Source organism: Sandaracinobacteroides sp. A072 (assembly GCF_052616365.1).
The window spans coordinates 567,551-594,358 of record NZ_JBQXGU010000002.1; the positions used below are offsets into that span (position 1 = coordinate 567,551).

The 26,808-nt window shown below is 66.5% G+C and carries 21 protein-coding genes; 12 read left to right on the forward strand and 9 right to left on the reverse strand.

Features of this window, described 5'->3' with window-relative positions; all coding sequences use genetic code 11:
• Positions 1-107 precede the first annotated feature (107 nt).
• Both serS and surE read left to right on the forward strand, forming a co-directional pair.
• A complete protein-coding gene (gene serS / locus ACUJ46_RS08645; RefSeq protein WP_445390064.1) occupies positions 108-1,376 on the forward strand; it encodes a serine--tRNA ligase in 1,269 nt (422 codons plus the stop codon).
• Positions 1,376-2,134 carry a 5'/3'-nucleotidase SurE gene (gene surE / locus ACUJ46_RS08650; protein WP_445390065.1) on the forward strand — a complete coding sequence of 253 codons (759 nt, stop codon included), beginning with the start codon at positions 1,376-1,378 and terminating at the stop codon, positions 2,132-2,134. Before serS ends, surE begins: the two co-directional genes overlap by 1 nt.
• Before the next feature lie 92 nt (positions 2,135-2,226).
• Here surE and ACUJ46_RS08655 read toward each other — a convergent pair whose 3' ends face one another.
• A complete protein-coding gene (locus tag ACUJ46_RS08655; protein WP_445390066.1) occupies positions 2,227-2,940 on the reverse strand; it encodes a PEPxxWA-CTERM sorting domain-containing protein in 714 nt (237 codons plus the stop codon).
• Between the two features lie 682 nt (positions 2,941-3,622).
• Here ACUJ46_RS08655 and ACUJ46_RS08660 point away from each other — a divergent pair.
• Entirely contained in the window at positions 3,623-4,477 is an 855-nt protein-coding gene (locus ACUJ46_RS08660) for a peptidoglycan DD-metalloendopeptidase family protein (RefSeq protein ID WP_445390067.1), read from the forward strand.
• A gap of 64 nt (positions 4,478-4,541) precedes the next feature.
• On the opposite strand, the gene ACUJ46_RS08665 is transcribed toward ACUJ46_RS08660, so the two are convergent.
• Positions 4,542-5,195 carry a hypothetical protein gene (locus tag ACUJ46_RS08665; protein ID WP_445390068.1) on the reverse strand — a complete coding sequence of 218 codons (654 nt, stop codon included), beginning with the start codon at positions 5,193-5,195 and terminating at the stop codon, positions 4,542-4,544.
• Between the two features lie 95 nt (positions 5,196-5,290).
• On the opposite strand from ACUJ46_RS08665, the gene gyrA reads away from it, so the two are divergent.
• The 5 genes from gyrA (at position 5,291) to ACUJ46_RS08690 (ending at position 12,184) form a co-directional block, all read left to right on the forward strand.
• Positions 5,291-8,080 (forward strand): DNA gyrase subunit A, encoded by a 2,790-nt coding sequence (gyrA, locus tag ACUJ46_RS08670; protein WP_445390069.1) that lies wholly within the window; start codon positions 5,291-5,293, stop codon positions 8,078-8,080.
• Positions 8,080-9,114: a tRNA (adenosine(37)-N6)-threonylcarbamoyltransferase complex transferase subunit TsaD gene (tsaD, locus tag ACUJ46_RS08675; RefSeq protein WP_445390070.1), complete on the forward strand. Its 1,035-nt coding sequence runs from the start codon at positions 8,080-8,082 to the stop codon at positions 9,112-9,114. Before gyrA ends, tsaD begins: the two co-directional genes overlap by 1 nt.
• Positions 9,111-10,097, forward strand: a complete 987-nt coding sequence (locus ACUJ46_RS08680; protein ID WP_445390071.1) for an NAD(P)H-dependent glycerol-3-phosphate dehydrogenase — start codon at positions 9,111-9,113, stop codon at positions 10,095-10,097. The genes tsaD and ACUJ46_RS08680 overlap by 4 nt, the downstream gene beginning before the upstream one ends.
• Positions 10,098-10,190: 93 nt before the next feature.
• Positions 10,191-11,117, forward strand: coding sequence for a UDP-2,3-diacylglucosamine diphosphatase (locus ACUJ46_RS08685; protein WP_445390072.1), 927 nt, complete (start codon positions 10,191-10,193; stop codon positions 11,115-11,117).
• A complete protein-coding gene (locus ACUJ46_RS08690; protein ID WP_445390073.1) occupies positions 11,114-12,184 on the forward strand; it encodes a glycosyltransferase family 4 protein in 1,071 nt (356 codons plus the stop codon). Before ACUJ46_RS08685 ends, ACUJ46_RS08690 begins: the two co-directional genes overlap by 4 nt.
• Positions 12,185-12,284: 100 nt before the next feature.
• Here ACUJ46_RS08690 and ACUJ46_RS08695 read toward each other — a convergent pair whose 3' ends face one another.
• The 3 genes from ACUJ46_RS08695 to ACUJ46_RS08705 all read right to left on the reverse strand — a co-directional run bounded on the left by ACUJ46_RS08695 (position 12,285) and on the right by ACUJ46_RS08705 (position 19,171).
• Positions 12,285-14,975, reverse strand: coding sequence for a TonB-dependent receptor domain-containing protein (locus ACUJ46_RS08695; RefSeq protein WP_445390074.1), 2,691 nt, complete (start codon positions 14,973-14,975; stop codon positions 12,285-12,287).
• A 97-nt stretch (positions 14,976-15,072) separates the two neighbouring features.
• Complete coding sequence (locus tag ACUJ46_RS08700; protein ID WP_445390075.1) at positions 15,073-16,581, reverse strand: hypothetical protein; 1,509 nt, start codon at positions 16,579-16,581, stop codon at positions 15,073-15,075.
• Between the two features lie 178 nt (positions 16,582-16,759).
• Positions 16,760-19,171: a ligase-associated DNA damage response DEXH box helicase gene (locus ACUJ46_RS08705; RefSeq protein WP_445390076.1), complete on the reverse strand. Its 2,412-nt coding sequence runs from the start codon at positions 19,169-19,171 to the stop codon at positions 16,760-16,762.
• A gap of 44 nt (positions 19,172-19,215) precedes the next feature.
• Between ACUJ46_RS08705 and ACUJ46_RS08710 the strand changes: the two genes are divergently transcribed.
• Positions 19,216-21,369 carry a S46 family peptidase gene (locus ACUJ46_RS08710; RefSeq protein WP_445390077.1) on the forward strand — a complete coding sequence of 718 codons (2,154 nt, stop codon included), beginning with the start codon at positions 19,216-19,218 and terminating at the stop codon, positions 21,367-21,369.
• A gap of 30 nt (positions 21,370-21,399) precedes the next feature.
• On the opposite strand, the gene ACUJ46_RS08715 is transcribed toward ACUJ46_RS08710, so the two are convergent.
• Positions 21,400-21,774, reverse strand: a complete 375-nt coding sequence (locus tag ACUJ46_RS08715) for a limonene-1,2-epoxide hydrolase family protein (protein ID WP_445390078.1) — start codon at positions 21,772-21,774, stop codon at positions 21,400-21,402.
• A 218-nt stretch (positions 21,775-21,992) separates the two neighbouring features.
• On the opposite strand from ACUJ46_RS08715, the gene ACUJ46_RS08720 reads away from it, so the two are divergent.
• Complete coding sequence (locus ACUJ46_RS08720; RefSeq protein WP_445390079.1) at positions 21,993-22,778, forward strand: helix-turn-helix transcriptional regulator; 786 nt, start codon at positions 21,993-21,995, stop codon at positions 22,776-22,778.
• Positions 22,779-22,802: 24 nt separating this feature from the next.
• Here the strand turns inward: ACUJ46_RS08720 and ACUJ46_RS08725 are convergent, their stop codons facing one another.
• Genes ACUJ46_RS08725 through ACUJ46_RS08735 form a run of 3 tightly spaced genes read right to left on the reverse strand, consistent with a single transcriptional unit; the run spans position 22,803 to position 24,359 of the window.
• The gene (locus tag ACUJ46_RS08725; protein WP_445390080.1) at positions 22,803-23,234 is read right to left on the reverse strand and encodes a hypothetical protein; all 432 of its coding nucleotides are present in this window, start codon (positions 23,232-23,234) and stop codon (positions 22,803-22,805) included.
• A complete protein-coding gene (locus tag ACUJ46_RS08730) occupies positions 23,231-23,932 on the reverse strand; it encodes an alpha/beta fold hydrolase (protein WP_445390081.1) in 702 nt (233 codons plus the stop codon). The genes ACUJ46_RS08725 and ACUJ46_RS08730 overlap by 4 nt, the downstream gene beginning before the upstream one ends.
• Positions 23,925-24,359, reverse strand: coding sequence for a ribose-phosphate pyrophosphokinase (locus ACUJ46_RS08735; protein WP_445390082.1), 435 nt, complete (start codon positions 24,357-24,359; stop codon positions 23,925-23,927). The genes ACUJ46_RS08730 and ACUJ46_RS08735 overlap by 8 nt, the downstream gene beginning before the upstream one ends.
• A gap of 47 nt (positions 24,360-24,406) precedes the next feature.
• On the opposite strand from ACUJ46_RS08735, the gene hemB reads away from it, so the two are divergent.
• Together hemB and ACUJ46_RS08745 are read left to right on the forward strand one after the other, a co-directional pair.
• Positions 24,407-25,399 carry a porphobilinogen synthase gene (gene hemB / locus ACUJ46_RS08740; protein WP_445390083.1) on the forward strand — a complete coding sequence of 331 codons (993 nt, stop codon included), beginning with the start codon at positions 24,407-24,409 and terminating at the stop codon, positions 25,397-25,399.
• Positions 25,399-26,808, forward strand: a complete 1,410-nt coding sequence (locus tag ACUJ46_RS08745) for a leucyl aminopeptidase family protein (protein ID WP_445390084.1) — start codon at positions 25,399-25,401, stop codon at positions 26,806-26,808. The genes hemB and ACUJ46_RS08745 overlap by 1 nt, the downstream gene beginning before the upstream one ends.

The window sequence follows — 26,808 nt, forward strand, 5'->3', positions numbered from 1 at the left end:
CATGATGGCGAAATTGCCGCCTTCCGGTGCCGCACGCAAGCAAAAGCGGCCGCGTGGCCGGCGATGACGCACTTGCCCCGGCGGCAGGCCGGGGCCATAGGCCGGGCATGCATGACCTGAAGGCTATCCGTTCCGATCCCCAGGGCTTTGACGAAGCGCTCGCCCGCCGCGGCGCCGGGGCCGCATCCGCCGCCATCATCGAAGCCGATGCCGCCCTGCGCGCCTTGCAGACACGGCTTCAGGCGGACCTTGCCCGCCGGAATGAGGCGTCGAAGGCGATCGGCGCCGCCAAGGCCGCGAAGGACGAGGCCCGCGCCAGCGCGCTGATGGAGGAAGTGGCGGCGCTGAAGGGCGCGATCGCCGATGGCGAGGCCGAGGAGCGTACGCGGCAGGAGGCGCTTGCCGCCATGCTGGCCGCCCTGCCCAACCAGCCGGCGGAGGATGTGCCAGCGGGTGCGGACGAAAGCGGCAATGTGGAGGTGAAGCGCTGGGGAAGCCCCGAGCCGCGCGGCGAGGAACATGACGCCATCGCCCAGCGCCTTGGCTGGAACCCGGATGCGAGCGCGCGGCTTTCCGGCGCCCGCTTCGCCCTGTTCCAGGGCGGGCTCGCGCGGCTGCACAGGGCGCTTGGGCAGTATATGCTCGATCGGCAGGTGGCTGCCGGCTATACGGAAAGCTGGGTTCCGCTGCTGGTGCGTGACGAGGCCGTGTTCGGCACCGGGCAGCTGCCGAAATTCGCCGAGGATCTCTTCCGCACGACGGACGGGCGCTGGCTGATCCCGACGGCCGAGGTCAGCCTGACCAATCTTGTCCGCGAACAGATCCTCGATCTCGACGACCTGCCCCTCCGGATGACGGCGCTGACGTCCTGCTTCCGCTCCGAGGCGGGTGCGGCCGGGCGGGACACGCGCGGGCTGATCCGCCAGCACCAGTTCGAGAAGGTGGAACTTGTCACCATCTGCGCGCCGGAAGCGGCCGAAGCCGAGCATGCGCGTATGGTGCAGGCAGCGGAAGCCATCCTCGAATCGCTCGAACTGCCCTACCGGCGCATGCTTCTGTGCACCGGCGACATGGGTTTTTCCGCCCGCAAGACCTATGACCTCGAAGTCTGGCTTCCCGGCGCCGGCACCTTCCGAGAAATTTCCTCCATTTCCGACTGCGGCGATTTCCAGGCCCGGCGGATGGACGCGCGCTTCCGCGTGAAGGGCGAAAAGGGCACCCGCTACGTCCACACCCTGAACGGCTCCGGTCTGGCTGTCGGCCGCACACTCGTTGCCGTGCTTGAAAACTGGCAGCAGCCCGATGGCAGCGTCACCGTTCCGCCGCTTCTCCGCCCCTATATGGGCGGCCTTGAAACACTCTCTCCGGAGGCCTGATGCGCATTCTTCTCACCAACGACGACGGGATCAACGCGCCCGGTTTCGCCGCGCTCGAACGGATCGCCCGGCAGATTTCGGACGATCTCTGGATCGTTGCCCCGTCCGAGGAACAATCGGGCGCCGGCCATTCCCTGACGCTGACACGGCCCATCCGCGTGCGCGAACTGGGCGAGCGGCGCTTCGCCGTTGCCGGCACGCCGACCGACAGCGTGATGATGGCGCTGGGCCACATCATGGAAGGGAAGAAGCCCGACCTCATCCTGTCGGGCGTCAACCGCGGGCCGAACCTTGCCGAGGATCTCACCTATTCCGGCACCGTCTCGGCCGCGATGGAAGGCACGCTTGCGGGTATCCGCTCCATCGCGCTCAGCCAGTCGCTGGCCGATTACACCCATGGCAAGGAAAGCTTCGCCGCCGCGGAACTGACCGCGCCCGACATCATTCGCAAGGTGGCCGCCGCCGACTGGGGCGACGGTGTGCTCATCAACATCAATTTCCCGCCGGTGGACGTGCCCGAAGGCGTGCGCGTGACGGAACAGGGCTTCCGCGATTACGGCCATATCCGCATCGAGGAGCGCATCGACCCGCGCGGCTTCCCCTATTACTGGTTCGGCTATGGCCGGGAGGTGGAAACCCCCGCCCACCGCACCGATCTCGAAGCCATCCGCGACCGGCATGTCTCTGTCACGCCGCTGCACCTCGACCTGACGCACCGGCAGACGCTGGCAACGTTGCGCAGCGCCCTGGAGGGCTGAAGCCGCCGCCTTCGGGCGGACAGCGGAGCGACAGGCATGAAAAAGGCCCGGTGATTGCGCACCGGGCCTTCTTTTGATGGCATAGGCCGGCTTCAGGCCGTCATGGCCCGACGGCGGCGGGCAGCATGACCGACAAGGCCGAAGCCCAGGATCAGCATCGCCCAGGTGGCAGGCTCGGGAACGCCCGGCGCAACCGACGGCGTCACCGAAACCGACACATCATCGAGGATCGCGCCGATATTGTCGTTGCTGGAGGTGGCGATGCTGAGGGTCAGGCTGCCGGCCTCGCCAGCCGTGAACTGGAAACCGAAACGCTGGAAGACGGAACCGGCGTTGATGCTCGGGCCAAGATAATGCCCGGAATAGCTGCCATCGGGGATGGAAATCGTGCCGAACGGTCCTTCCCAGACGAAACCGGACTGGGCGACCGGCGAACCGAACAAAACGCCGACCTGGATGCTTTCAGAGGCGCCATTGCGCTGGTTGCCACTGAGCCAGAGTTCACCTGCAACCACTTCGCCGCTGGCAAAGCCGATGGCGGAGTTGAGGACAAGTTCCCCGCCATTGCTGGTGGAACCGTCGAGATCGACACAGGAACCGGCGCCACCCCGGCAGACGATGCCATAATCACCCGAGCGGATGATATCGACCGTGCCGTTCTGAACGGTCCAGTTGGCAAACCCGCTGTAGTTCAGCGCGGAATTGCCGCCATTTTCTGCATCGAACCCGTCGGAAAACACGATCGCGGCCGTTGCCGGAGCGGAAAGGGAAATCGCGGCTGCGGCAAGGACAAGGCTGATACGCATGGGACACTCCTGCACTGAAAAAGGTTTCAGGAATTGAAGAGCAACTATCGTGCCATCCACTGAAACTAATTTTTTCGAATATATTTCAGGTGATTGCAGTATTCGTGCAAAGTGGTGACTCCGCGACCTGTAAGATTCCCCGACAGGCCGGACAGGCGTATGGTTAACCCTGAGGCTTCACGGAGTGTCGGGAAACTGGCCTGGTAAAGGGGCAGCGGCGCCCCCGCGCCGCTGCCCCTTCCGTGACGATCCGTGTGAAGGTGACGAACCTGTCTCGTGCCGGCAGCTTGCCCCCGCCAGCGCAAATACAGCATGCAGATTGCATGCCAACCATCCCTGAAAATCACATTGTATTGATTTCATTGAATTTTGAAAAAATGGCACAGGAAAAACCACCGGGCTGACTGTCAAATTTTCCGACATGGTTAACGCGTAAACGGGACAGGCTGGCGCGCAGGCCGTTGGACATGACGGAATGCTCGGCTAGAGGGCCTTTGTGCGCCGCTTTCCTGAAATCCCCAATATTGCCACCCCCGCATTTACGGCATTTGCATGCCTGCTGCCCTTGCTGCTTGCATCCTGTGCCGCCCCCAAACCGCCCTCGGCGCGCCCGGGTTCGGGTGGCTCACATGTCTATGTGGACCAGCAGAGGCAACAACAGTCACGTCAGCGCTGGCGGGCCGTGCCGGCGAAGGCCGATGGCGCCGTGGTGCCAGGCGGTCGCCGCCACATCGTGAAGCGCGGCGAAACGGGCATCGCCATCGCCATCGCCTATGGCGTTTCCTGGAGCCGGATCGCAGCCGCCAACCGGATCGAACGCGATTCCATCCTGCTGACCGGGCAGGCGCTTTTCATCCCGACGGGAAGCAGCGCCAGCCAGCAGGCCAGCGGAGCGCAAAACCGCAATACCCAGACCCGTGCTTCTCAGACCCGTGATACTCAGGCCCGTGATACTCAGGCCCGCAGCACGCGCCGCGACACAGCCGCAAGACCCGCCCGCCCCCTGACGCCCGAAGAACAGGCCGCCGCCTTCCGGATCGATGTCGATGATCTCATCACCGGCTCGGCCGAAGCCCGTGACCCGCAGCCCCGGGCGGCTGCCGGGCAGGCAGCAGCGCCAACCCCGCGACCGCCCGTGCAGGCCACCATGACAGCGGCGCCACGCCTTGCATGGCCGGTGGACGGGCGGGTCATCCTGTCCCGCTTCGGGCCAAAGCCCGGAGGCCGGGTGAACGACGGGGTCAATATCAAGGCGGTGCGCGGCAGCCCGGTGCGCGCAGCAGCCGATGGCGAGGTCATCTATGTCGGCGATGCCATCGCCGGCTTCGGCCTGCTGCTGCTGCTGCGCCACGAAAACGGCTTCGTCACCGCCTATGGCCATCTTGAGGACGCCCTCGCCGACAGGGGGGACAGGGTGCAGCGCGGCCAGCCCATCGGCCGCGCCGGCTCAAGCGGCGAGGCGCGCGAACCGCAGCTTCTGTTCCAGCTGCGTCAGGGCCGCCGGGCGCTCGACCCGCTGCCCTATCTGCCACGCTAAGGGACCGCAGCGGAATCAGGAAATCGGGCTAGAGCCTTCAGCCACGGCCTTGAAGGCACAGGCATCAGTGTGACGGGCACATCGCTTCTGTCGTGATGCGAACTGGTGTGGATGCGCCCTTGCCGGGCGTTGCCAGCAGAAGGTCGAACCGGGGCGGCGTGCCTGTGCGGGTGGTAATCCGCACCAGCCGGCAATCATGCGGGAAACAGTCCCGCGAATGCGCCCCGCCCTCCTCTGCATCGCCCACCGGCTCCAGAATGACGGATGCACCCGGCGAGGCGGTCAGGGTCAAGTCCTCCCAGCCGGCATTCGGGCCGCGCAGCGCAAGCGTGGCTGTCATGCGCGGTGCCGTCTGGCAGCGCATGGCCGGGCGGGGAACCGGCCCTTCGGCCTCCACCGGGCCAAGGGCCAGCGCTGCATGGCAGGCCGCGCGCGGCTGGCGGCTTTCCCGCACGGCGGCAACCGGCTGGCGGCAGCGGTCCTTGCCATCGGCCTTTTCCATCGTGAAGCCGCGCGGGCATATCATGCCCCGCGATGTGAGTTCGGCCGGAACCAGCCTGTCGGGCGGCTGCACCATCACCTCGGCGCTTTCGGGCAGGGCCGCGCAATGGCTGGGCAGCGCCACGGCCGGCCCATGCAGGAACAGGCCTGCCAGCCCCCCTGCCAACCCCCCTGCCAGCGCCCGCAAAACAGGCCTTTTGCCGTTGCTTTCCGCCATGCCCCCAGCATGCCCGCGAAACGGCGGCAGGAAAAGCCGCAGATGACATGAGCTGCCGACTTTGACGGAAGCCCAAGTTGTTCTAGGGACAATCCATGACCGACACCATCGAACCACAAGCCCCGGCGCCGGGCTCCGACATCGCGCCCATCAGCCTCGTGGACGAGATGCGCTCCTCCTATCTCGACTACGCAATGTCGGTCATTGTCTCCCGCGCCCTGCCCGACGTGCGCGACGGCCTGAAGCCTGTTCACCGGCGCATCCTGTTCGCCAGCCAGGAAAATGGCTTCACCTCGGGCAAGCCCTTCCGCAAGTCGGCCCGCATCGTCGGGGACGTGATGGGTAAATATCACCCGCACGGCGACAGCGCGATCTACGATGCCCTTGCGCGGATGGCGCAGGACTGGTCGATGCGGCTGCCGCTGATCGACGGCCAGGGCAATTTCGGCAGCATGGACCCGGACCCCCCGGCTGCCATGCGCTACACCGAGGCGCGGCTTTCCAAGGCCGCCGAAACCCTTCTCGACGATCTCGACAAGGATACAGTCGATTTCGTGCCCAACTATGACGGGCAGGAACGCGAGCCATCGGTTCTCCCGGCCCGATTCCCCAACCTGCTGGTGAACGGGGCCAATGGCATTGCCGTCGGCATGGCCACCAACATCGCCCCGCACAATCTGGGCGAAGTGGTCAATGCCTGCCTCGCCTATCTGGATGACAGGGCGATCAGCGCCGAAGCGCTGATGGAACATGTGCCCGCCCCCGATTTCCCGACCGGCGGCCTGATCCTGCGCACCGGCGGAATCGCCAGCGCGATGACGACGGGGCGCGGCTCCATCCTCATCCGCAGCCGCCACGTGCTGGAAGAGCGCCGTGGCACCGGACAGCAGATCGTGCTGACGGAAATTCCCTATCAGGTGGGCAAGGCCGGCCTGGTGGAAAAGATCGCCGAGGCGGTGAAGGACAAGCGGATCGAGGGCGTGTCCGACCTTCGCGACGAATCCAACCGCGAAGGCGTGCGCATCGTGCTTGAACTGAAGCGCGATGCCGTGCCCGAAGTGGTGCTGAACCAGCTGTGGCGCCATACACCGGCACAATCGAGTTTCGCCGTCAACATGCTTGCGTTGCGCGCCGGCCGGCCCGAGCAGCTGTCGCTGCGCGATGTGATCGAGGCCTTCATCGCCTTCCGCGAAGACGTCATCCAGCGACGGTCGCGGTTCCTGCTGGCCAAGGCGCGTGATCGCGCCCACCTGCTGCTCGGCCTTGTCATCGCCGTCTCCAACCTCGACGAAGTGGTGGCGATCATCCGCGGTTCGGCCACCCCGGCCCAGGCGCGGGAAGCCCTGCTTGCGCGCGAATGGCCGGTGGGCGAGATCGCACCCTATCTCAAGCTTGTGGATGACGCCGAGCTGGAGCTTTCGGGCGAGGACCTCACCGCCGTCACCTACCGCATGTCGGAACTGCAGGTGCGCGCCATACTCGACCTGCGCCTGCACCGGCTGACGGCGCTGGGCCGCGACGAGATCGGCGACGAGCTGAAGCAGCTGGCCGAAACGATCGCCGACCTTCTCGACATCCTTTCCAGCCGCGTGCGCCTCGTGGAAGTGCTGCGCCAGGAACTGATCGAGGTGCGCGACCAGTTCGCGAACCCGCGCCGCTCGGAAGTGGTGATGGCCGACGATGTGGAGGACGAGGATCTCATCGCCCGCGAGGACATGGTCGTCACGGTCACGCTTTCGGGCTGGATCAAGCGCGTCTCGCTGATGAGCTATCGCGCCCAGCATCGTGGCGGCAAGGGCCGCCAGGGCATGGCGACGAAGGAAGAGGATACCGTTACCGAGCTGTTCGTGGCCTCCACCCACGCGCCCGTCCTGTTCTTTTCCACCTTCGGCAAGGTCTATCGCATGAAGGTATGGAAGCTGCCGGAGGGAACGCCCCAGTCCAAGGGGCGGGCCATGGCGAACCTGCTGCCGCTGGATCCGGGCGAAAGCATCGCCACCGTTCTGCCGCTTCCCGAAGACGAGGCGGAACTCGCCCAGCTCCATGTCATGTTCGCAACGGCCAAGGGCCAGGTGCGGCGCAACAGCATGGATGCCTTCGCCAATGTGCCGTCCAACGGCAAGCTTGCCATCCGCTTCGAGGATGGCAGCGATGACCGGCTGATCGGCGTGGCGCTCTGCCACGAGAGCGAGGATATTCTTCTCGCCGCACGCTCGGGCAAGGCCATCCGCTTCGAGGCGACAGCCGTTCGCGAATTCCAGTCCCGCACCTCGACCGGCGTGCGCGGCATGGATCTCGAGGAAGGCGACGCGGTGATTTCCATGTCCGTCCTGAAGCGGGTGGGCACCACGACGGAAGAGCGCGAGCTTTACATGAAGGCCCCCGCATGGCGCGGCGGCACCGGGGCAGAGGGGCTGGCGCCCGAACGCTACGCCCTGATGGCCGAGCGCGAGCAGTTCATCCTGACCATCACCGCCAATGGCTATGGCAAGCGTTCTTCGGCCTATGAATACCGCCGCACAAACCGGGGCGGCAAAGGCATCGTCAACATCGACACATCGGAGCGCAACGGGCTGGTTGTCGCCAGCTTCCCGGTGGAACCGGGCGAGGAGCTTATACTGGTGACGAACCAGGGCAAGCTCATCCGCACGCGTGTCGCCGACATCCGGATCGCCGGGCGCGCGACTCAGGGCGTCACCATCTTCCGCGTGGCGGAAGGCGAACATGTCGTTTCGGCCGCGCGAATCCGCGAAAGCGCCGATGAAGGCGATGACGAAGCCGACGCCACCCCTGCCGACGCTGCCGACGCTGCCGGCGATGCAACGGGCGAGCCCACGGATGCGCCCGGGCCGGAAGGGAGCGGTGGCGCTTCGCCGCAAGACTGATGACACTGGTACTGGGCATCGAATCCTCGTGCGATGAAACGGCGGTCGCGCTGGTGACGGACGACCGCCGCATCCTCGCCGAGCGTATCGCCAGCCAGGAAGCCGAGCATCGCCCCTTTGGCGGCGTTGTGCCCGAACTGGCGGCGCGCGCCCATGCCGAGCGGCTGGCCCCGATGCTGGAAGCCGTGCTGGCCGAAGCGGGCGTCACCCTCGCGGATGTGGACGCCATCGCGGCCACCGCCGGCCCCGGCCTGATCGGGGGCGTGATGGTGGGTCTTGTCACCGGCAAGGCGCTCGCCTTCGCGTCCGGCAAGCCGCTACATGGCATCAACCATCTGGAAGGCCACGCCCTTTCACCGCGCCTCGTCGATCCCGGCCTTGGCTTTCCCTATCTGCTGCTGCTGGTTTCGGGCGGCCATTGCCAGCTGATCGCAGTGGAAGGCGTGGGCCGCTACCGCCGCCTTGCCACCACCATCGACGACGCCGCCGGCGAAGCCTTCGACAAGGTCGCGAAGATGCTGGGCCTCGGTTTTCCCGGAGGCCCGGCTGTCGAGCGCGCCGCCATGGCGGGCAACCCGAAGGCGGTGCCCCTGCCCCGCCCGCTGATCGGCTCGGGCGAGCCGCATTTCAGCTTCGCCGGCCTGAAGACAGCGGTTCTGCGGGCCACGGAAACAGGCAGGCACGAAACAGCCGACATCGCCGCCAGCTTCCAGCAAGCCGTGTGCGACTGCCTCGAAGACCGCGCCCGCCGCGCCATCCGCGCCATGCCCGAGGCAAGCGCCCTTGTGGTGGCAGGCGGCGTGGCCGCCAACAGCGCCATCCGCACAACCCTGGAACGGCTGGCCGCCGCCCATGGCCTGCCCTTCATTGCCCCCCCGTTGCGGCTGTGCACCGACAATGCGGCCATGATCGCATGGGCGGCGCAAGAACGGATCGCCGCTGGCCTCACGCCGGATGCCGACCCGCAAGCGCGCCCGCGCTGGCCGCTCGACCCGGCGGCTGAACCCGTGCGCGGCGCTGGAGTGAAGGCATGACCGAAACAATCGCGGTGATCGGTGGCGGCGCATGGGGCACTGCCCTTGCCCAGACCATGGCCATGAAAGCCGACGTGCTGCTCTGGGTGCGCGAGGCCGCTGTTGCCGAAGCCATCAACAGCACGCATGAGAACCGCCCGTTCCTGCCCGGCATCCCGCTCAGCCCGCGCATCCGCGCAACCACCGATGCCGGCGCGCTTGCTGCAAGCAGGCTGTGGCTGGCAGTGCCGCCCGCCCAGCACATGCGTAGCGTCTTGCAGGCCACGCCGGTCACGCACCAGACCTGCCTTGTGCTGTGCGCCAAGGGAATCGAGGCCGGGACAGGCCGGCTGATGGCCGATGTCGCCCGCGAAATCGCGCCGCATTCGCCGATCGCCGTGCTTTCGGGGCCGAGCTTCGCCGCCGAGGTTGCTGCAGGAAAGCCGACGGCCGTCACGCTGGCCGCCGATGACATCGCCCTTGCCCGCAGCCTTTCCGAAACCCTCGCCCGGCCCCATTTCCGGCCCTATGCCTCCGACGACGTGACCGGGGCCGAGATCGGCGGCGCGGTGAAGAATGTGCTGGCGATCGCCTGCGGCGTGGTGGTGGGCGCAGACCTTGGCGAAAGCGCGCGCGCCGCTCTCATCGCGCGCGGCTTCGCGGAAATGACCCGCTTTGCCGTGGCGCGCGGCGGTCGCGCCGAAACGCTGGCCGGGCTTTCGGGCCTGGGCGACCTGGTTCTCACCTGCGGCAGCCCGCAATCGCGCAACATGGCGCTGGGCATGGCCATGGGCCGGGGCCAGACGGCAGCCGAGGCGCTGGCCGGCAAGGCGACCGTGGCCGAAGGGGCCGCGACGGCGCCTGTCCTGATGGAGGCGGCTGCAAAGGCCGGAGTCGACATGCCGATCTCGGCAGCTGTGACAGACCTGCTGCAAGGCCGGCTGACAGCAGCCGAAGCGGTCGAGCGGCTTCTCAACCGGCCGCTGAGGGAAGAAGGGCTGTAACAGGGACGCAACGGCACCGTCACCGGAAAGTCATGCCCGGCCACTAGGAGAATAAGGCAACCGAGCCACCCCCTTTCTGGAAAGGGACTCCCCATGGCCACAGTTGCCCGCGCACCGCTTGAGCACCCCCGGGGCGATAGCTTCCCACCCCCACCGCCGCCTGTTACCCTGCTTCCCGCATGGATCGACGGGCCTGACGAACATGCGCCGCGCAAGCGGCTTAAGCTGCGGACGGTCTTCATTTCCGATACGCACCTGGGCACGCCGGGCTGCAATGCGGACCTGCTGTTCGATTTCCTGAAGTCGATCGAGTGTGAGACACTTTATCTGGTGGGCGACATCATCGACGGCTGGCGGCTGAAACGGGGCTGGTTCTGGCCGACACGCCATAATGACATCGTGCGCCGCGTGCTGAAAATGGCGCGCAAGGGCACGCGGGTCGTCTATGTCCCCGGCAACCATGATGAAGTGCTGCGCGACTTCATAGGCCTCGGCTTCGGCGACATCGAGATCCGGCCGGAAGCGCTGCATGTCACCGCCGACGGCCGGCGCCTGCTGGTCCTGCATGGCGACGAATTCGATGGCGTGGTGCTCTACCAGCGCTGGCTCGCCTTCCTGGGCGATCATGCCTATGTCGCGCTGCTGAAGCTGAACCGGGCCTTCAATGCCTGTCGCCGCCTCTTCGGCCTGCCCTACTGGTCGCTTTCCGCCTATCTGAAGAAAAAGGTGAAGAACGCGGTCGAATATGTCTGCCGCTTCGAAGAGGCCGTCGCCCATGCCGCGCGGGAACGCGGCGCCGATGGCGTAGTCTGCGGCCACATCCATTGCGCAGAAATCCGCCAGTTCGGCGAGATCACCTACTATAATGACGGTGACTGGGTGGAAAGCTGCACTGCGCTGGTGGAGCATGCCGACGGCCATCTGGAGATATTGGACTGGGCAGCCCTTGTGCGCGCCGAGGCTGCTGCCGGCCAGGCCGTGAAGCCGCGCCTGAAGGCGGGCGCCGGTGCCGCTGCATGAAGCACCTCGTCCTCGTATCGGATGCCTGGAGCCCGCAGGTAAACGGCGTGGTCCGCACCCTGCGCACCACTGCCGATATATTGGAACAGCGCGGCTGGACGGTGACGGCCATCACGCCGGACCGCTTCGCATCCCTGCCCTGCCCCACCTACCCGGAAATCCGCCTGGCGTGCGCCACGCCCGGCGCCGTCGCGCGGCTGATCGCGCAAGCCGGCAATGCAGCGGTGCACATCGCCACCGAAGGCCCCCTGGGGCTTGCGGCGCGACACCATTGCCTGAAGGCCGCGCGCCCTTTCACCACCAGCTTCCACACCCGCTTTCCAGACTATCTCCACGCCCGCTTCCGCCTGCCGCGCAGCCTGAGCTGGCGGTACCTGCGCTGGTTTCACGGGGCCGCGCGCGCCATTCTCGTGGCGACGCCGCGCCTGGCTGCGGAGCTGGCCGGGCAGGGATTGACGCATACGCAGATCTGGTCGCGCGGCGTGGACCTAGCTGCCTTCCGCCCCGGCCTTCCCCCTCCGGATGCCTATCATGGCCTTGCCCGCCCCATCTTGCTGAATGTAGGCCGCGTGGCGGTGGAGAAGAACATCTCCGCCTTTCTCGAAGCCACGGTTCCGGGATCGAAAGTCGTCGTCGGCGACGGACCGGCCCTCGCCGAACTGAAGGCGCGCCACCCCGAGGTATTGTTCCTGGGCGCGCTTCAGGGTGAAGCGCTTGCGCGTGCCTATGCCGGGGCAGACATCTTCGTCTTTCCCAGTCGCACCGATACCTTCGGCCTGGTGCTGGTGGAAGCACTGGCTTCCGGCCTGCCGGTTGCCGGCTATCCGGTTGCCGGCCCGCTCGACATCCTGGGCGACAGCCTTGCCGGCGCGCTGGATAGGGACCTGTCGCGCGCCATTGGCAGGGCCCTGACCATTCCGCGCGGAGCCGCCATCGCCCGCGCCCGCGATTACAGCTGGGAAAAAGCCGCCAGCCAGTTCGAATCGGCAGTAATCGCCTGTGCCGCAATGGCAGGCACGGACGCCAGGCCGGGCATCGACTTGTGCGGCGCCACCGGAAAGGCCTGACAGCAACTTTCAGGAAAAGCCTCTGGCGAAAAGAAGGGGGCGGCCGGGTCACCGGCCGCCCCCTTTCAGTATTCCGGAAGGACTGAAATCAACCGGATAATCAGAATTTCGCTGTCAGCCCGAAGGAGAAGCTCGTGCCGACATCATAACGGTTGTTGTAGATGATGCTGTCACCAAGACGCTGGAATTCCTTGAATTCCGTGCCCGTGATGTTGCGGACTTCGAGCTTCATCTCCATCGGCAGGCTGCCGATCTCGATTTCCTCGCGCACGACAAGGTCAAGCCGCAGGCCGGGGCGTTCGGTCAGGTCGGGCGTACCGTTGGGGCCACGCTGCGACACACGATCGGACGCATAGGTCAGCATCAGCGTCTGTTCGGACAGCCTGTCCTCATGCTGGAAGCCGATCTGGAAGTTGGCCACATGGTCCGACTGGCCGGTGAGCGGCGCGCCATTGACGAAATAGTCGCTGGCCGGGGCATCGGCGCCATTGCCGGTCACGGGGCGCGTGGTATCACCCTCGCCGACCTTCAGCTTGGAATTGGTGAAGGTGTAGTTGGCGGTGGTGAAGAGCCGGCGACCGGCGAACAGGCCTTCGTCGGCGATGTGGAAATATTTCTGAACCTCTGCCTCGATGCCGTAAAGCTCGGCCTCGGGCGCATTGGCGAAGGTGGTGAAGAGCGTGCCGCCCTGCTGGAAGGAGACCACTTCGATCGGGCGATCGATTTTCTTGTAGAAGCCCCCTAGCTGGAAGCGCTCGTCACGGCCGATATACCATTCGTAGCGGGCTTCGAAGTTCAGCAGTTCGGAATCGACGAGATAGGGGTTGCCGAAGCTGGTCCGGTCGGTGTCGGTATCGAGATACTGCTGGGCCGCCAGCTCGCGGAACTGCGGGCGGGCGATGGTCTTCGATGCCGCAAGGCGCAGCTGCATGTCCTCGGCGAAGTTCCAGGTCAGCGTGCCGGCCGGCAGCCAGTAATCGGCTTCGATGCGGCTGGAAAGCAGCTGGCCGGCGCCCGTGCCGAACAGGTCGAGCGGCGTGACCGACTGGCGGCCATCCTCATAGCGCACACCCGCCGTCAGCTTCACGCCATCGGCGACTTCCGCTTCCACCTGGCCATAGCCGGCGTGAACGGTCAGCGCCGCATCATAGGCGGCAAGGCCGGCCGCGCCCGAGGTTTCGCTGATGTAGATGTCGTAGGCGTAGACGTTGAAATCCGACAGAAGATAGTCCGGCCGCTGCTGGCTGACACCGGCAGGCAGGGCGCCATCGGACTGATAACGGAAATCACGTCGGCTCGCGGAGCGGCTGTTGTCGGTATAGGCGTAACCGGCCGAGACCGAGACCGGGCGCTCCGTCGGCAGCCTGTAGCCGAGGTCGACGCCGCCCGCCCACACATTGTCCGAAAGTTCGGAGAAGGCGATGGTGGAAGAGGTGCCGTTGGTCCGCAGGTCGTTGAAATAGGAATTGGTGACCGGGTCGAGGCGATAGCTGTTCACCCGCTCATAGGGGCTGTCGCGGCGGGAATTGGCATAGGTGCCGCGCACGTCGAGCCTGAGGTCGCCGAAGCGGAACTCGCCCACGAGCGAGGAGGAGAAGAGCTGACGCTCGAACCAGCTGGTATAATTGCGGTTCACCGGGTCTTCGCCGACGTTCACATCGTCGATACCGGCCTGGATGCGTGCTTCCTTCAGCACATCGCGGATGTAGAGGTTGGTGAAGCGCAGCTTGCTCTCGCCGAACTCGTAGCCGATGCCGAGCAGACCGTTCAGCTGGATGCGGTTTTCGGTCGAGAGGAAACGGTAATCCTGGTCGGGGAAGACGATTTCATTGCCATCGGCATCGGTCGAGATGCCAAGGGTCGTCTGCTGCAGGCCATCCTTGGTCTGCCAGTTGTTCGACCAGTTGGCCGACAGCACGAAGCCGAGGCGATCCTCGCCGATGTCCCAGGCGTTGCCGGCGGTGAAGCCGACCGACATGTTGGCCGGGATGGTGTCGTTGCGCTGGATGAGATTGGTGCGCGCGTTCGACAGGCTGGCCGTGATCGTCTTCAGCTCATCGAGCGAATAATTGCTGATCCCGATCAGCTTGCCGGCGCCCAGCGCGCCCTTCAGCGGCGTGGGCACGGAGCGCGTGCCGCTGTCGAAGCTGGTCCAGTCGCTGCGGGAACCGAAATAGGTGTAGCCGAGCTGGCCGGTGGTGACGGTGTCGCCCGACACCGAGGCGGAAACGTTCAGGAACGCCTCATCCGGCACGGCGCGGGTCGTCAGGTTGATGACGCCGCCGCCGAATTCGCCGGGATAGTTTGCAGTGTAGCTTTTCTGCACCAGCGTTGAGGCCAGAAGGTCCGTCGGGAAGATGTCGAGCGGGACAACGCGCTTCAGCGGTTCCGGAGAGGGGATGGGAAGACCGTTCAGAAGCGCGAGCGAATAGCGTTCGCCAAGGCCGCGCACATAGACATATTTGCCGCCGACGACCGACAGGCCGGTCACGCGCTTCAGGGCGCCGGCGATGTCACCTTCACCCGTGCGCGAGAGATCCGCAGCAGACAGGAGCGAGACGACGGACGGCGTGGCGCGAATGGGGTTGGGGATGTTGCGCCCGATGACGACGATATCGCCGCTGCCGAAGGAACCGGCACCCGGCGCGGACACATCGACATCATCCTCTGGCTCGGCCTCCTGGGCGGCCGGCGCCTCTTGCGCCTGTTGCGGAGCCTGCTGTGCCAGGAGCGGTGCGGCATGAAGTGCGGTCGTCGCCAGAAGCAGCTTCGCCAGAGTGGAATTGGTCATCTGGGTTCCCCGGAGGTGAAAGCGGCCTTGAAACCGCAGGGCAGACATCATGAGTGCGGGGGTGGCGCGCAAACGCCACCCCCGGCGCTTTTCAGGTTCAGTTGATCGGCAGGGCTGCCGCGGTGCACGAAACCGTGCCCGGCAGGCCGCAGGTCCAGCCAGCGAACCAGCGGTCATTCTGGTCGCGGAAGGCGCCGACATAGGTCGTGTCGGTGAAGTAGCTGTTGTAGCCCGACACCGCGAACGGCGTGACGGCCAGTTCATTGGCGCCCGGGAAAATGCCGTCGATCAGCGTGCTGGTGCCGTCGAGGACATTGTTGTTGCCCGTGAGCAGATCGAGAATCTGCTGCTGGGTGATGCCCGTGCCGGCTGCCGCCGCACCACCGGCGCAGGCCATGAAGGTCGAGGCAACGACCGGCGGGCCTTCTTCCTGGATGGCGGCATCGGCCGGCGCGATCGTCTGCGGGTTGGCATATTGGAAGCATGCGCCCGGAGCCGTCACGATGCTGTTGTAGATGCGGTAATCGGTGCCGCCACGGAACAGCAGGGCGGCAGGCGTGCGATTGCCGACGAAAGTGTAGTTGGTGAAGACCGGACGCGAGCGCGGCGTGCGCAGGTCATTACCCGAGGTTTCACCCTCGATCACGCGGTCACCGCCGGTCGAGCGCTGCAGCACGAGGCCGAACTGGTTGAAACCACGATAGCCGAGGTCGGTGTCGAGCGAATCGTCATCGGCGCCGGTCACGACGAGGTAGCGGCTGTTGACGCGGCCGCCGAACCATTCGACGCCATCATCGGAGCCGTTGTGGACCTGGACATTCTCCATGAAGGTGCCCGAGCCGACGCCACCCAGGGTGATGCCGTTCAGTTCGTTGCCGGGCGAAACCTCGAAGCCGGCGTAACGCACCTGCAGATAGCGCAGACGACCGGAGTTGTCGGTCGGCAGAGCGCCACCGTAAAGGCCGTTGGCGCCTTCGATCTGGGCTTCGCAGTCCACACTGCCGCCAACGATTCCCGCACCGATGCAGGTGTGGATCGGCGCGCGTCCGAGAATGACGAGACCACCCCACTGGCCGATCGAATCGTCGTTGGTGGTGCCTTCGACATTCTGGCGGCTGGTCAGCACGATCGGCTTGTCGGCCGCCCCTTCGGCGAAGATCTGCGAGCCACGCTCGACGAGAATGAAGTCACCGCCCGAGGAGCCGAAGAGGACGACGCCCGGCTCGATGGTGAGGATGCCCTGCGCGCCGCCGGGCTTCTGGCCATCGCCGCCGATATCGCGACCGATGCGGACACCGCCCGAGACCGAGTAGATCACGCCCGGCAGGTTCTCGAGGACGAGGTTGCCCGTGATGGTGCCCGAGACCTGGCAATTGCGCAGATCGGCAATGATGCCGACGTTCGACGTGCCGGCGGGGCAGCTTTCGGCCGGGCCGGTGGGCGGCGTCGGCGTGGGGGTCGGGGTCGGCGTGGGGGTGGGCGTGGGCGTGGGCGCCGGCGGGAAGACGATCACGCCGTCGCCGGGAGAGGCGACGTCGGTTGCTCCGCTGCAGGCGGCCAGCGCCATGGCCGAGCCGATGAGAAGCAGGGCGCGAAATTGAGACATGGTATTCCCCTTGGCGTGTAAGGTGCGAATCCGGTCCGCTTCCCCGGCCCGTGCCGGTGCGGCGGCGTCTCACTAGGCTGCAAGCATTGCAGCTTGGTTGCGCGCAGCTTTCAGTTGGGTTTCAATCGCGTGACACTAAGGTGACGCAAAAGTTGCGCTTTGATGACAGCGCGATCTGTCAGGCCCCTGCCATCTCCGCCAGAAGCGCTTCCTCGGCTTCGCCGCGCACGCCTTCACGGCCTATGTCGAGCAGCACCGGAACAGCGAGCGGGCTGACGCGGTCGAGGTGGCGCACGACCAGTTGCGTGCGCGCCCGTCGCACCAGCGCGTCCAGCCGGTCCAGGTCCGTCAGGCGGTTGCCCGCCTCGGCCCGGGCGGCTTCGAGCAGGATATGGCCCGGCTCGTGGCGCTGCAGCACATCGTGGATGAGGTCGGTCGAGAAGGCGATGGAGCGGCCGCTACGCCGCCGGCCCGGCTGCTGCCGTTCCACCAGCCCCGATATCACCGCAACATCGCGGAAGGCGCGCTTCAGGAAAGGCGTCGTGCGGATCCATTCCTCCAGTTCATCGGCCATGATGGCGCCTGAAAACAGGGCGGCCGGATCGTCGAACGGCTCCAGCCCCCACAGGCCCAGCACATAGTCGCTGGCAAGAAAGCCCAGCGGTTTCAGCCCCAGAGTCTCCATCCGCCGGGTCAGCAGCATGCCGAGGGACTGGTGCGCGTTTCGCCCTTCGAACCCGTAGAGGATGAGGTGATGGCGGCCATCGCGGGCGAAGGTCTCGGCCAGAAGCTTGCCCGGCCCGGGAAGCTCCGACAGCTGTTTCTGCAAGGTGAGCCATTCGCGCACATCGGCCGGCATGCGCGCCCACTGGCTGTCATCCGCCAGAAGGCCTTGAACCCGGCGGGCGAGATTGGTGCTGAGCGGCATGCGCCCGCCGACATAGGCCGGAACGGACGGTTCGCCCCGCGCCAGACGGGTATGCAGGTCCGTCTCGGTCGACTGCACCAGTTCCAGCACCTGCCCGGCGAAGAGGAAGCGGTCGCCGATGCGAAGCTGGCTTCCGAACCATTCCTCTATGGTGCCGAGCGCCCGGCCGCGCCCCAGCCGCACCGTCATGGCCGGAGCTTCCACGATCACGCCCGCGTTCAGGCGATGCTGTGCCGCCAGCTTCGGATGTGCCAGCCGCCAATGGCCCGGCGGGCCTTCGACCAGCTTGTGGAAGCGGTCATAGGCGCCGAGAGCATAGCCCCCGGTCGCCGCGAAGGCGAGCAGCCGGTCGAAGGTGCTGCGTGGAAGGCCGGCATAGGGTGCCGCCATCCTGATTTCGGCAAACAGGGCATCGGCTCCGAACGGGCCGGCCGATGCCACCCCCATGACATGCTGGGCAAGCACATCGATCGCGCCCGGCCGGTGCGCCTCGCCATCAAGCTCGCCGGCGGCCACTGCATCGAGGCAGGCGAGCGCTTCCAGATATTCGAAGCGGTTTCCGGGAACGATCACCGCGCGAGAGGATTCCTCCAGCCGGTGGTTGGCGCGGCCGACCCGCTGCAGCAGCCGCGCGACGCCCTTGGGCGCACCCATCTGCACCACGAGATCGACGTCGCCCCAGTCGATCCCGAGATCGAGGCTTGAGGTCGCGACAATAGCCCGGAGCCGCCCGTCAACCAGCGCCGCTTCGGCCTTCAGCCGGGCTTCGGCGCTGAGCGAGCCATGGTGGATGCCGATAGGCAGGGCCTGGTCATTGACCGCCCACAGGTCGTTGAAGACAAGTTCGGCGATGGCCCGCGTGTTCACGAACACGATCGCCTGACGCGATGTATCAATGAGGCGCATCACGTCGCGTGCGGCATGGCGGCCATTGTGCCCCGACCATGGGATGCGCCCGTCGGGCACGAGGATGGAAATGTCGGGCGGAGCGCCCGGCTCGCCCCGCACCAGCGCCACATTTCCCCCCGGCGCCAGCCAGCGAGCCATGGCGTCGGCATCGGCGATGGTGGCGGATAGGCCCACCAGCCTGAGCGCCGGGTTCATGGCCCGCATCCGCGCCGCCGCCAGCGCCAGAAGATCGCCGCGCCGCGTGGTGGCGAAGGCGTGGATTTCATCGATGATGAGCGTTTCGACACTGCCGAGCAGGGCGGCCGAATCGGGCCAGCTGAGAAGCAGCGACAGGCTTTCCGGCGTCGTCAGCAAGATGTCGGGCGGGTCGGTGCGCTGGCGACGCTTCCTGTCTGCGCTGGTGTCGCCGGTGCGGCTTTCCACGCGCAGGGGCAGGCCGGCGCCGGCGATGGGCGCCATCAGGTTGCGGCCGACATCGGCGGCAAGCGCCTTCAGCGGCGAGACATAGATGGCCTTCAGGCCCGGCCGGCCGGGATGAAGGGCCGCATCCGCCAGCACCGGCAGAAACCCGGCCAGGGTCTTGCCCGCCCCCGTGGCGGCCACCAGCAACGCATGCCGTCCGGTGCGTGCTGCCTGCAGCATCTCCAGCTGGTGGCGGCGCGGCCGCCACCCGCGGGAAGCGAACCACCCCGCGATGGCCCCGGGCAGGTCCGGTTGCGTTGCCTCGGCCATGTCATCGCGTCTATCAGACATGCATGCATAGCTGCCCGATCCGGCGGCCCAGTCAAAGGCTTCACATGCGCGCACATCTTCTGCTCGGCTTCGCCCTTGCCGCTCTTCCCGCCCTTCCGGCAGTCGCCGCCGAAGGGATGTGGCTTCCGTCCCAGGCGCCGCTTCTGGCCGAAAGGCTGAAGGCGGACGGCCTCGAAATTCCGGCGGCGGCGCTCGCCGACCTTGGCGCCGCCCCGATGAACGCCATCGCCTCGCTTGGCGGATGCTCGGCCAGCTTCGTCAGCCCCGAAGGGCTGGTCGCGACCAACCACCACTGCGTTTATGGCTCCATCCAGTACAACAGCAGCCCCGAACGCGACCTGCTGACGAACGGCTTCCTTGCCCGCACAAGGGCCGAGGAACTGCCAGCCGCACCGGGCGCCCGCATCCTTGTGATAGAGGAACTGCGCGACGTGACGGCGGCGGTTCTGTCCGGCGTGACGGTAAAGGTGACCGGCAAGAACCGCACCGACCTCATTGACCGCAACCGCAAGAACCTCATCAGCGCCTGCGAGGCCGAGGCAGGACGGCGCTGCGACGTGCGCGCCTATTTCGGCGGCGGCACATGGTTTCTCCAGAAGATGCTGGAAATCCGCGACGTGCGGCTGGTGCATGCGCCGGCTGGCAGCGTCGGCAATTATGGCGGCGAAGTGGACAACTGGCAGTGGCCCCGCCACACGGGCGACTACAGCTTCTATCGCGCCTATGTCGCCCCTGATGGTTCGCCCGCCGGCCATGACGCGGCGAACGTGCCCTATCGCCCGCGCGCCCATCTGAAGATCGCCACCAGCGACCTGAAAGAGGGCGATTTCGTGATGATCGCCGGTTTCCCGGGCGTGACGGAGCGTTACCGCACGGCCGGAGAGACGCGCGCCTATTATTCCGACATCTACCCGCTGCAGCAAAGGCTGCTGGCCGAGCATTCCGATCTCATCACCCGCGAAGCGAAGACGGATGCAGAGCGCATCGCCACCGCCTCGCTCCAGAAGCGGTCGGACAATTTCAAGAAGAAGATCCTCGGCCAGATGGAGATGGCCGCGGCCACCAACCTGCTGGCCACCAAGGAAGCCGATGACCGCAAACTCGCCGACTGGGCGGCACGGCCCGCGAACCGGCGCACGCATGCGCGCGCCATCGCCGACTATGATGCGGCGGTCGCCGGGGAACTGGCCGCCAGCCGCGCCCGCATCGTCAACCAGACGCTCGACCGCGCGCAGTTGCTGCGGGCCGCGCGCGACCTGTTCCGCTGGGCCAATGAGCGCGCCCTGCCAGATGAAAAGCGCGCCCCCGGCTATCAGGACCGGGACCGGCAGGCGCTCATCGACCGGCTGAGCCTGATCGACCGGCAATATGTGGCGCGGATCGACGGGCTTATGCTGGAACAGGCGCTGCGCGAAGTCGGGAAACTTCCTGAGGGCCAGCGCAACCTCGCACTCGAAAAGGCCATCGCTGAACGCGGGCTCGACAGACTGTACGCCGGCACCCGCCTTGCGGACAGGGCCGAAAGGCTGGCCTGGCTCGACCGGCCGGTGGAAGCCTTCGCCGCCTCGGACGACCCCTTCATCCAGGTGGCGGTGGCCGCCTATGCCGCCGACATGATGGGCGAAGAGCGCGCACGCGAGCGGGAGGGACGCCTGCACGCGGCGCGGGTTGCCTATATGGAGGCCGTGAAGACGCATGCGGCCTCCGAAGGGCGGCTGCTCTACCCTGATGCCAATGGCTCGCTGCGCTTCACTTGGGGCAAGGTTGCCGGGCGCGCGATCGAGGATGGCAAGGCCTGGACGGCCTTCACCACGACCCGCGGCCTCCTTGAAAAGGAAAAGGGCGAGGAACCCTTCAACGCGCCGCCCGCCCTGCTGGAAAAGGTGCGGGCCGGTGACTGGGGCCGCTGGGCCTCGCCCGCGCTCGGCACGCTGCCGGTCAACTTCCTCTCCACCACCGACATCACCAACGGCAATTCCGGCTCGGCGGTGCTCAACGCGCGTGGCGAACTGGTGGGTCTTGCCTTCGATGGCACGATCGAGGGCATGCTCTCGGACTGGAAGGTGGATGATGCGACCAACCGCACCATCGCAGTGGATGCCCGCTACATGCTGTGGGTGATGGAGAAGATGGACGGAGCCGGCCACCTTCTCGAAGAAATGGGCGTCGGGCCGGAGAAGGAAGCCGCCGCGCGCTGACACCGGCGGGCCGGGATGGCGCCCGGGGCTTCAGCCCTGCGGCGCCATCTGGGCCTTCCACTGGGCCATGTCGAAATAGTCGCGCCAGTGGGTGATGAGGCCATCCTTCACCTCGAAGGTTCCCATCACCAGAAGCTCGACCTTGTGCCCGCCCTTCATGAAGAAGCGGTCGACCCGCTCTGTCAGGACCTTGCCGTCCGGCGTGGCGGCGATGGCGGTGTTGATGAACTCGAGTCCCTCCATCGGGATGTTGTCATAGACGGCCTTCACCATCGCCCGGCCATGTACCGGCTCCATCGGGATGTTGTGATAGACCACGTCCGGCGCCAGCAGAGACCAGGCCGCATCCAGCTCCATCGCGTTCAGTTTCGAGATGAAAGCCTCTACCGTCTCGGTTGCATTCATGTTTCGTCTTCCTCCGCAGCAATCCCTCCAAAGGGATCATGATCAGTGCGGCATGGATGCTGGCCGCTGCCGCCGTCGACCGCAAGCCGCGCTTTCGAGTGGCGCTCAGGCACTTGCAATATACGCGATGACGCGTAAGCAGGCACCGGCGGAATGCCCCGGGACCGGCGTGGGAGATGCCGGACACCCATCAGGCAGGGGCCGCCTGGGAGAGTCGCATGGGAGAAGGCAGGACAAGCCTCAAGGAAGAGATTTCACGGATGATCATCCGCTCGGTGGCTGACATACGCCCCGCAGCGGAAGCCCTGCGCGACATTGCATGGGCGCGCGCCAACCTGCGCGTGGCAGTCGCGGACAATATCGCCAGCAAGACACCCCTCATGGATGAGGACGGCGCGATCCTTGCCTCGGAAGTCTTCGGCTGGAATGCCCCCAATGAACGCTGGTGGGCCGATACACGCCTGGCGCTTTCCTCCCCGCTGCCGCGCGCCTGCCGCTATGAATCCGAACCCTTCTGGGCCAATGCCGACGGCTTCCGCACCCGCCAGCACAATCGCTATCTCGATGCGATCGATCTTGCCAACTTCGAGAAGCGCGCCTTCACCAAGGCGGCCATCGTCATCCCCGTGCACCTGCCCTTCGGCCAGATCGGCATGGCGACCTTCAATGCAAGCCACGCGGACCAGACGGATCTTTCCGCCGAATATGAAGAGCATGCCGACGAACTGGCCCTGCTGACGCATCGCTACATCGCCGGCTGCGTCAAGGCGCTGCGGACGAGGCAGTGGCTTCCCGCCGACTGCCAGCTGACCAAGCGCGAGGTGGAATGCCTGCGCTGGGCCTCCATCGGGAAGACCGACAAGGAAATCTCGATGATCCTTGGGCGCAGCCATGCCACGGTACGGTTCCATATCCAGAATGCGGGCGAAAAACTGGACGCGGTTAACCGCAGCCAGACCATCTTCAAGGCAGCCCAGCTCGGCTATCTCGGCTTCGCAGCCTGAAGGCCGCTGCGGGCGGGTGCCCGATCAGGCCCCGCCCGAGTGACGTTCCAGCCGTAGGTGGACCGCATGGCTGGCTGCCTCAAGGGCCACCAGCGGGCGCAGCATCAGGGTGATCCCGGTGATCTGGCCCCTCGATTCCCGGTCATGCGATTCCCTGCCTTCCAGCCGGAACACGCCTTCGCAGGGCCGGCCTTCGGCTGTTGCGGTGAAGTGGTAAAGGGCCGGGCTGCGACCATCATGCGGCCCGGCGGGCGTGATGGCGATATCCTCCAGCACCGAAAGCCACTGGCACAGGATGAAATGGGCGACATCGCGACCCGTGTGCGGCTCGACATGCGCCGGGCAGCCGAACCACGCCTCCGCGTCCATCAGGTCGATCAGCCCGTCCCGGTCCCCGGCTTCGAGCAGGGCCGCGAAACGGTCGGCTGCAGACGCGGCGTGCGGTTCGCCGCTCATGCGCGCGCCGCCCTGTCGAGCGCCTCGATCGTTTCTTCGGCGGCCGTCACGGGCAGGTCATGGCCCGAATCGATGTCGATGGCCGGCCAGCCGGAATCCCGCGCCTCGATCGCGCCCATGGCCGGTGCATCGAGCGTGTTGCCAAGCGCCCGCACATAGGTTTTCGGCAGGTCCGCGAAACGGTCGGGCAGCAGCGGCATCTTTTCCTCGAGGCAACGCCACGGCATGGGCGTCTGCCGCCGGTTCACCCAGTCATGCCCGGGATGATCGGCTGGAATGCCGATGGCCTCGGCCGGAAGCGGCGGCAAACCAAGCCCGCCCACCAATGTGCCCTTCATCGCCTCCAGCGCTTCGGGCGGCGCGCCATCCAGCAGGCCGGTGCCAGGCTCCACATGCACCCCGTCGAGCGAGATCCACGCCCTGACGGCAGGATGCGCCGTGGCAAGCGCCGTCGGCCTGGCGCCATAGCTGTGGCCCACAAGGACGGCGTCGCGCAGTTCCTCGCTTTCGATGATGGCCAGAATATCCTGCCGGTGCTGGTCGACGCCGGTGCCGGGCGTCAGCAGATGGGCGCGATCACCCAGGCCTGTCAGCGAAGGCGTGAACACCTTGTGGCCGCGCGCGCGCAGCCCCTCGGCCACATCGCGCCACACCCAGCCGCCATGCCACGCCCCGTGCACAAGCAGGAATTCAGCCATTCTCGTCCCTCCCCTTCGCGTCATTCCATTGATCACAGGCCCGCTGCTGATGCCGCCTCACAAAAGCGGCGGCTTCAGGCCCCACGAATGCACCTTCCCACGGGTCGTGCCCTTTGGAAAGCCACCATCCCTGCCCCGGCAGCCCGTCCGACTGGCGCACGACAAGCGAGGCCAGTTCGGGCAGGCCGCGCCCGCGCTGCAGCGCATCCACCTCTTCGAGGGCGGCGCACAGATGCCCCACCTGAAAGCGCTGGAACGGCATGCCGAACCAGCGGAAAACCTCGCCATAGCTGATGGGTTCGCCCATCTTCGCCCTGAGCACAAGCAGCGCTTCCAGTTCATCGACGGCGAAAAGGCCGGCGTTCCGGTCCGACGCATCACGGCCCCGCGCGGGTTTTCCCCCGGCCTTCCCTCGGCTTTCAGGCATATACCAAGGCTAGCGGAGGCACGCGGCCCGCGCTACATGCGGAAATGATGACTGAAGGACGTTTTCCCGGAACCCGGATGCGGCGGCTGCGGCGCGCCCCATGGTCGCGCGCGATGGTGCAGGAAGCCCGGCTTTCCCCTGACAATCTGATCTGGCCGATCTTCGTGCGCGAAGGCGTGGGCGAAGCAGAGCCGATTGCGACGATGCCCGGCGTCTTCCGCCATTCGGTCGATCGCCTGCCGGATCTGGCCCGCGAAGCCGAAGACCTTGGCATTCCGGCCCTGGCCCTCTTTCCCTACACGCCAGCCGAACGACGCAGCGCCGATGGTGCTGAAGCGCTGAACCCGGACAATCTCGTCTGCCGGGCCCTGAAGGTGATCCGGGATGCGGGCGTCAATGTCGGGCTTCTGACAGATGTCGCGCTCGACCCCTATACCAGCCACGGCCATGACGGGCTGGTCGATGCGACGGGCCATGTGCTGAACGATGCCACCGTCGAAGTGCTGACGGGGCAGGCGCTCAACCAGGCGCGTGCCGGGGCCGACATCGTCGCCCCGTCCGACATGATGGACGGCCGCGTCGCCGCCATTCGCGCAGCACTTGAGGAAAGCGGCCATTCCGATGTGCAGATCATGGCCTATTCGGCAAAATACGCCAGCGGCTTCTATGGCCCCTTCCGCGATGCCGTGGGCGCCGGCGGCTATCTGAAGGGCGACAAGAAAAGCTACCAGATGGACCCCGCCAACGCCCGCGAGGCCCTGCGGGAAGTCGCCCTCGACATCGCCGAGGGCGCGGACAGCGTGATGGTGAAGCCCGGCCTTCCCTATCTCGATATCGTGCGCCGCGTATCCGAACGCTTCGACGTGCCGGTCTTTGCCTATTGCGTGTCGGGTGAATATGCCATGGTGGAAGCCGCAGCCGCCGCCGGCATGCTCGACCGCGACCGGGTCGTGCTCGAAATCCTCACGGCCTTCCGCCGCGCCGGCGCAAGTGGCGTGCTCACCTATCATGCCCCCCTTGCCGCGAGGCTCATGCGCTGATGACGGATTTCGGACGGTTGATCGCGCCTGACCAGGGTGAGGAAGCCCGCATGCTCAGGCTGGTGCCGGCATCGGGCCTCGAGGATCTTGTCGCCAGCCTGCCGCAGGTGGCGCGCGCGGCCGTGGCGGCAGCCGGTTTCCGCGGCCGGGAGGACAGCGCCGTCTTCCTGCCCGGCGGCAATGGAGAGGACTGGTCCGTCGCCATCGGCCTTGGCGACAAGGCTGAAGCCGGGCGCTGGACGCTTGCGGCGGCGCTCGGCCATCTGCCCGAAGGCCGCTACCGGCTGGCCGGGCCGGTGCCTGCCGTTGCGCTTCATGGCTGGCTGATGGGCCAGCATGGCTTCACCCGCTACAGGAAGGCGGAAAACCCGCGTGGCCCGCGCCAGCTGCTTGTCAGCGATGTCGGCGCCATTGCCCCGGCCCTGGCCGAAGCCGAAGCGGCCGCCCTCGTCCGAGACCTGGTGGATACCCCGGCCGAGGACATGGGCCCGGCGGAGCTGGAAGCGGAAGTCAGGAAGCTGGCAGAAGCCAATGGCGCGCGCTTCGATGTCGTGACCGGCGAGGCGCTTCTGGACCGCAACTTCCCCGCCATCCACGCCGTGGGCCGCGCCTCGCCCCGGCGGCCGCGCATCATCACGCTCGACTGGGGCGATCCTTCGCACCCGCTGGTCGCACTGGTCGGCAAGGGGGTCTGCTTCGATACCGGCGGCCTCAACCTGAAACCCGGCAATTCCATGGCGCTGATGAAGAAGGACATGGGCGGCGCGGCCCATGCGCTGGCGCTTGCCCGCCTTGTCATTACCCGGCTTTCGGGCCTCGCCGGCAGCAGCAGGCCGAAGCTGCGGCTGAAACTGGTGATCGCCGCTGTCGACAACGCCGTCTCCGGCGAATCGATCCGCCCCGGAGACGTCATCGCAACCCGCAAGGGGCTGAGCGTGGAAGTGGGCAACACCGATGCCGAAGGACGGCTGGTGCTGGCGGATGCGCTGGCTCTGGCGGCGGAAGCGAAGCCCGATCTCATCCTCGATTTCGCGACCCTGACCGGGGCGGCGCGCGTTGCCCTTGGCCCCGACCTTCCGGCCCTGTTCGCCAATGACGACAGGCTTGCGGATGCGCTGCTGGCGGCAGCCGATTCCTGCGAGGATCCGCTGTGGCGCCTGCCGCTCTGGCGGCCCTATCGAAGCATGTTCAGCTCGACCGTAGCCGATCTCAACAACAATGCCGAAGGCGGTTTCGCGGGCGCTATCGTGGGCGGGCTGTTCCTCGAACATTTCGTGCCCGAGGGAACGCCCTGGGCGCATGTTGACCTCTATGCCTGGAACGCCACGGCACGGCCCGGGCGCCCCAAGGGCGGCGCGGCCATGGGCCTTGGCGCCTGCCTGCGGATGCTGGAGCAGCGTTTTCAATGA

Bases quoted from the DNA above. Each gene is read 5' to 3' on its own strand.
- serS (WP_445390064.1), top strand. From the start codon at position 108: ATGCATGACCTGAAGGCTATCCGTTCCGATCCCCAGGGCTTTGACGAA.
- surE (WP_445390065.1), top strand. From the start codon at position 1,376: ATGCGCATTCTTCTCACCAACGACGACGGGATCAACGCGCCCGGTTTC.
- ACUJ46_RS08655 (WP_445390066.1), bottom strand. From the start codon at position 2,940: ATGCGTATCAGCCTTGTCCTTGCCGCAGCCGCGATTTCCCTTTCCGCT.
- ACUJ46_RS08665 (WP_445390068.1), bottom strand. From the start codon at position 5,195: ATGGCGGAAAGCAACGGCAAAAGGCCTGTTTTGCGGGCGCTGGCAGGG.
- gyrA (WP_445390069.1), top strand. From the start codon at position 5,291: ATGACCGACACCATCGAACCACAAGCCCCGGCGCCGGGCTCCGACATC.
- tsaD (WP_445390070.1), top strand. From the start codon at position 8,080: ATGACACTGGTACTGGGCATCGAATCCTCGTGCGATGAAACGGCGGTC.
- ACUJ46_RS08680 (WP_445390071.1), top strand. From the start codon at position 9,111: ATGACCGAAACAATCGCGGTGATCGGTGGCGGCGCATGGGGCACTGCC.
- ACUJ46_RS08685 (WP_445390072.1), top strand. From the start codon at position 10,191: ATGGCCACAGTTGCCCGCGCACCGCTTGAGCACCCCCGGGGCGATAGC.
- ACUJ46_RS08690 (WP_445390073.1), top strand. From the start codon at position 11,114: ATGAAGCACCTCGTCCTCGTATCGGATGCCTGGAGCCCGCAGGTAAAC.
- ACUJ46_RS08695 (WP_445390074.1), bottom strand. From the start codon at position 14,975: ATGACCAATTCCACTCTGGCGAAGCTGCTTCTGGCGACGACCGCACTT.
- ACUJ46_RS08700 (WP_445390075.1), bottom strand. From the start codon at position 16,581: ATGTCTCAATTTCGCGCCCTGCTTCTCATCGGCTCGGCCATGGCGCTG.
- ACUJ46_RS08705 (WP_445390076.1), bottom strand. From the start codon at position 19,171: ATGTCTGATAGACGCGATGACATGGCCGAGGCAACGCAACCGGACCTG.
- ACUJ46_RS08710 (WP_445390077.1), top strand. From the start codon at position 19,216: ATGCGCGCACATCTTCTGCTCGGCTTCGCCCTTGCCGCTCTTCCCGCC.
- ACUJ46_RS08715 (WP_445390078.1), bottom strand. From the start codon at position 21,774: ATGAATGCAACCGAGACGGTAGAGGCTTTCATCTCGAAACTGAACGCG.
- ACUJ46_RS08720 (WP_445390079.1), top strand. From the start codon at position 21,993: ATGGGAGAAGGCAGGACAAGCCTCAAGGAAGAGATTTCACGGATGATC.
- ACUJ46_RS08725 (WP_445390080.1), bottom strand. From the start codon at position 23,234: ATGAGCGGCGAACCGCACGCCGCGTCTGCAGCCGACCGTTTCGCGGCC.
- ACUJ46_RS08730 (WP_445390081.1), bottom strand. From the start codon at position 23,932: ATGGCTGAATTCCTGCTTGTGCACGGGGCGTGGCATGGCGGCTGGGTG.
- ACUJ46_RS08735 (WP_445390082.1), bottom strand. From the start codon at position 24,359: ATGCCTGAAAGCCGAGGGAAGGCCGGGGGAAAACCCGCGCGGGGCCGT.
- hemB (WP_445390083.1), top strand. From the start codon at position 24,407: ATGACTGAAGGACGTTTTCCCGGAACCCGGATGCGGCGGCTGCGGCGC.
- ACUJ46_RS08745 (WP_445390084.1), top strand. From the start codon at position 25,399: ATGACGGATTTCGGACGGTTGATCGCGCCTGACCAGGGTGAGGAAGCC.